The following is a 4,393-nucleotide window of genomic DNA, read 5'->3' as shown; positions in this document are numbered from 1 at the left end:
CTCGTCACTCTCAATGCCATCGTGCGAGATCAGGTCACCTTCAAGGCATGACACTCGCTCAACTACAGTTGCCAGGATCAATCTGTTTTCTTATCCATCAATTGTTTATTTTTCTAACTTTTGATCCATAAAACCCGATAAGTTCACTCTCGTCATGTTTGTTTTGTCATCGATGCGTTTTCCCTACCATCGTCGCGAAGCGGGCTGATGTCGTGTATCAGGGACTCCTGCTTTGAAAGGGTCCCGGGAATGAAGAGCGAAGTGCGTGCCGTGGTGATCGGCGGTGGCGTGGTGGGATGTTCCATCCTCTATCACTTGGCCAAGATCGGCTGGACGGACGTCGCCCTCATCGAGAAGAACGAGCTGACCTCGGGCTCGACCTGGCACGCCGCCGGCGGCATGCACACCTTCAATGGCGACGCCAACGTCTCCAAGCTGCAGAAATACACGATCGACCTCTATCGCGAGCTGGAGGCGCTGACGGGCCAGTCCTGCGGCATCCATGCCAATGGCGGCCTGATGCTCGCCGCCAATGAGGGCGAGATGGACTATCTGCGCCTGGTGGCCAGCCGGGCCCGCTATCTCGACATGGAAACCGAGATCATCCCGGTGGCCGAGGCCAAGCGCCGCAACGTGCTGATCGAGGAGAAATACTTCACCGGCGCGCTCTGGCGTTCGGATGGTGGCCATGTCGATCCCTGGGGCACCACCCACGCCTATGCCGCCGCGGCCCGCAAGCTCGGCGCCGAGATCCATCGCTTCACCCGTGTCACCGGCCTCAGCCAGCGCCCCGACGGTTCCTGGGACGTTGCCACCGACAAGGGCTCCATCCATGCCGAGCATGTCGTCAATGCCGGCGGCCTGTGGGCCCGCGAGGTCGGGCGCATGGTCGGCATCGAGCTGCCGGTGCTGGCGATGGAGCATCATTACATCGTCACCGAGGCCATCCCCGAGCTGGAAGAGTTGGACAAGGAGATCATCAACACCACCGATTTCTCCGGCGAGATCTATGTGCGCCAGGAGGGCAAGGGCGCGCTGCTCGGCACCTATGAGCACAACTGCACGCCCTGGTCGGTCGACAAGACGCCTGACGATTTCGCTACTCAGCTGCTGCCCGACAATTTCGACCGTATCGCTCCCGAGCTCGAAGTCGGCTTCGAGCATTTCCCGGCGGTCGGGCGCGCTGGCATCAAGAAGTCGATCAACGGCCCCTTCACCTTCGCCCCCGACGGCAATCCGCTGGTCGGTCCGGTCAAGGGCCTGCCGAATTTCTGGGTCGCCTGCGCCGTGATGGCGGGCTTCAGCCAGGGCGGCGGCATCGGCCTCACTTTGTCACGCTGGATGGCCGAGGGCGATCCGGGCGCCGATATCATGGCCATGGACGTCGCGCGTTTCGGCGTGTTCGCCACGCCACGCTACACCAAGGCCAAGGTGATCGAGAATTATCGCCGCCGTTTCCGCCTCGCCTTTCCCAATGAGGAATTGCCGGATGCGCGCCCGCTGCGCCGCACCCCGATCTATGGCCGGCTGAAAAAGGCCGGCGCCGTGTTCGGCGCCAATTTCGGCCTGGAACACGCGCTCTGGTTCGCGCCCCCGGGCGTCGAGCCCACCGAGAATCCGACCTATCGCCGCTCCAACGCCTTTCCGCATGTCAGGGCCGAGTGCCTGGCGGTGCGCGAGGCCGTCGGCCTCTACGAGACCTCCAACTACGGCAAATACGAGATCACCGGTGCCGGCGCACGCGCCTGGCTCGACAAGCTGCTCGCCTGCAAACTGCCCCGGCCGGGCCGCATGGCAATCGCGCCGATGCTCAACCCTGAGGGACGCATCGTCGGCGACCTCTCCATCGCCTGCCTCGCGATGGACCGCTATCTGCTGATCGGCTCGGGCTTCGCCGAGGCCTATCATATGCGCTGGTTCTGGCAGCAAAAACCGCCCGAAAACGTGCATGTGCGTTCCGCTGCCTCGACCCTGACCGGTTTTTCCATCGCCGGGCCGAACGCTCGCACGCTGATGCAGCGCCTTGTGCGCGAGGATCTTTCGCCCGACGCCTTCAAGCTCTTTGCGGTCAAGGAGACGGCCGTCGGCATGTCCCCGGTGATCTTCTCGCGCGCCGGCTTCACCGGCGAGCTCGGCTACGAAGTTTGGACCACGCCGGACTTCCAGGCCACGCTCTATGACGAGATCGTCGAAGCGGGCGCCGACCTCGGGCTCAGACTGTTCGGAGGCAGGGCGCTCTCTTCCCTGCGCCTCGAAAAGGGCTATGGCTCTTTCAACAAGGATTTTCGGCCCGACTACACGCCGGCCGAAACCGGGCTCGATCTCTTCATCGACTTCAGGAAGGAAGGCTTCACCGGCCGCGACGCCGCTTTGGCGGAACGCGAGCGCGGCCCCAGGCGCCGCCTTGCCGTCCTGGAGGTCGACACGGATACGGAAGTGATCGGCTATGAGCCGATCCTCAAGGACGGCACGGTCGTCGGCCACGTCACCTCGGGTGGCTATGGCCATTATGTCGGCAAGAGCCTCGCCATCGGCTATGTCAAGAGCGAGTATCACGAGGACGGTGCCGCTTTCGCCATCGACATTTTCGGTGAGGACCGTCCCGCTATCCTGCGGGCGGCGCCCCTGCACGATCCCAATGGCGGGAGGCTGCGCGGATGAGCCGGGAAAACACCGGGTCCGAGCACGGCCGTGCCGGCCGCCGCGAGCGCGGCAGCCGCAACACCGGGGCGGCCACCCCGCCGATGCCGCGGCTGGCCAATCGCTTCGCGCCGGTCGACATCCTCTCGCCCGAGCAGGTCGAGCGCATCCTCGATGCCGCCTATGCCCTGCTCGAAACCGACGGCATGAAGATCCTCAGCCCGCGAGCGCGCCAGGCCTATGCCGCCCATGGTGCCCTGGTGGATGAGGCGACGCAGATGGTGCGCTTGGGGCGCGACATCGTCGAGGCCATGCTGGCCAAGGCGCCCAGCCGCTTCGTGCTGCATGCGCGCAATCCCGAGCGGGACCTGCATGTCGGCGGCAATGTTGTCAATTTCGGCCCGGTCAACGGCGCACCCAATATTCGTGATCTCGAGCGCGGCCGGCGCTATGGCGATCTCGAGGCCTTTCGCGACATCCTCAAGATCACCAACGGCCTTGGCCTCCTGCACTGGCAGGGCGGCGTGGTGGTGGAGCCGGTCGACATCGCCGTCCCCGTGCGGCATCTGGAGATGTACCGCGCCCATATCGAATTGTCGGATCTGGTCTGGGCGGCGCGCGGCGTCGGCGGCGTGCAGGCGCGCGATGCCCTGGCGCTTTCGGCGATCGAGCATGGCTGCAGCATCGAGGCCCTAGCCGAACGTCCGACCCTGATGACGGTGACCAACGTCAATTCGCCCCGCGTGGTCGACGAGGACATCCTCGACAGCATCATGATCATGGCCGAGCACGGCCAATGCGTGGTGATCACCCCCTTTACGCTGATGGGGGCGATGGCGCCGGTGACCCTGGCCGGCGCTTTGGTGCAGCAGACGGCCGAAGCCCTCTCGATCATCGCGCTCTGCCAGATGCTGAGGCCCGGCGCGCCCTGTGTGATGGGCGGCTTCACCTCCAATGTCGACATGAAGACGGGGTCTCCCGCCTTCGGCACGCCCGAATATGTCAACGCGGCCCTGGCGACCGCCCAGCTCGGCCGTCGCCTTGGCGTGCCGGTGCGCACCAGTGCCGTCAATGCCAGTCCGGCGCCGGATGCGCAGGCGACCTGGGAGACCAGCTTCTCGCTGTGGGCAGCGATCATGAGCCACAGCCACCTGATCAACCATGCGGCCGGCTGGCTCGAAGGCGGGCTGTCGGCGAGCCTGGAAAAGATCGTGATCGATGCCGAATTGCTGCGGGGCTGGGCCGAGATCCTCAAGCCCATCGAGTTCGGCGACGACGAGATCGCCCTCGATGCGATCCGGGGCGTGGCGCCGGGCGGGCATTTCTTCGGCTCCCCCCATACGCTCGCCCGCTACGAGAACGCCTTCTATCGCCCGGTGCTCTCCGACTGGTCCAATTTCGAAAACTGGCGCGATGCCGGCGAGCGCACCGCGACCGACCGGGCACTGGATGTCTGGAAGAAGACGCGCGATGCCTATGTCCCTCCGCCCCTCGATCCGGCCGTGCGTGAGGCAGTGGGTGCTTATATCGCCAGGCGCAAGGAGGAGATCGGGGGGTGAGTCCAACGGTATCAAGACCGAACAAGCGATAGGCGCAGCGCCGGTTTTCTGGGACCGCTGGCTTCCAGCCGGCTCTTCTTTCTTGACGAGTACAGTGGTTGCAAGAGCCGGCTGGACGCCGGCGGTCCCTGTGTAGTTAGACTGTGTCAGGATGGGTGCGGGCGAGAGACCGTGCGATCCTGGGTCGTTGAAGA

2 protein-coding genes are annotated in these 4,393 nt (G+C 64.7%); both read left to right on the top strand.

Going from position 1 to position 4,393, the window contains the following annotated elements; genetic code table 11:
• Nucleotides 1-249 precede the first annotated feature (249 nt).
• Nucleotides 250-2,661 carry a GcvT family protein gene (locus tag ABXS05_RS34805; protein ID WP_311932940.1) on the top strand — a complete coding sequence of 804 codons (2,412 nt, stop codon included), beginning with the start codon at nucleotides 250-252 and terminating at the stop codon, nucleotides 2,659-2,661.
• Complete coding sequence (locus ABXS05_RS34800) at nucleotides 2,658-4,199, top strand: trimethylamine methyltransferase family protein (RefSeq protein WP_311932941.1); 1,542 nt, start codon at nucleotides 2,658-2,660, stop codon at nucleotides 4,197-4,199. Before ABXS05_RS34805 ends, ABXS05_RS34800 begins: the two co-directional genes overlap by 4 nt.
• The last annotated feature ends 194 nt before the right edge of the window (nucleotides 4,200-4,393 follow it).

Source organism: Labrys neptuniae, from assembly GCF_040797145.1.
Taxonomy (GTDB): Bacteria; Pseudomonadota; Alphaproteobacteria; order Rhizobiales; family Labraceae; genus Labrys; species Labrys neptuniae.
The sequence above is the reverse complement of the archived record's forward strand: the minus strand, read 5'-3'. Positions and strand labels throughout refer to the sequence as shown.

What these genes read in the sequence shown, in the direction of transcription:
- ABXS05_RS34805 (WP_311932940.1), top strand. Translation starts at nt 250, where the DNA reads ATGAAGAGCGAAGTGCGTGCCGTGGTGATCGGCGGTGGCGTGGTGGGA.
- ABXS05_RS34800 (WP_311932941.1), top strand. Translation starts at nt 2,658, where the DNA reads ATGAGCCGGGAAAACACCGGGTCCGAGCACGGCCGTGCCGGCCGCCGC.